Annotated in this window: 1 protein-coding gene; it reads right to left on the bottom strand. The window is 59.9% G+C overall.

Annotation, left to right across the window (positions count from 1 at the left end; genetic code table 11):
* Window positions 1-342, bottom strand: a 342-nt coding sequence (locus ACM9LZ_RS26065; RefSeq protein ID WP_416622407.1) for a transposase, incomplete at both ends; no start/stop codon positions are given.

Here is a 342-nt window from a genome sequence, read left to right as displayed (position 1 = left end):
CATCTTCCATTCTTTCTCGGCCCTGTTCAAGACCAGGAACAGCAATTTCAGCGCAGCCTCGTCATTGGGGAAATGCCCCCTGGCACGGACGGCGCGTCGGAGCTTTGAATTCAGGGCCTCGATGGCATTTGTCGTATAGAGGATGCGCCTGACCTCACGCGGAAAGGCAAAGAACGGGATGACCTCCTGCCAGGCCCGGCGCCAGGCCTTGCCGATGGCCTCATATTTCTGGCCCCAGGGGCCTTGCTCGAATGCGGTCAGGGCCTTCTCCGCTTCCGTGTCGTCCAATGCGTCGTAAACCTGCTTGAGCGCAGCAGCGACCGGTTTGCGATCCTTCCAGGA

The organism is Niveispirillum fermenti, assembly GCF_048066175.1.
GTDB classification, from domain to species: Bacteria; Pseudomonadota; Alphaproteobacteria; order Azospirillales; family Azospirillaceae; genus Niveispirillum; species Niveispirillum fermenti.
This window is presented reverse-complemented; position numbering and strand designations above follow the sequence as displayed.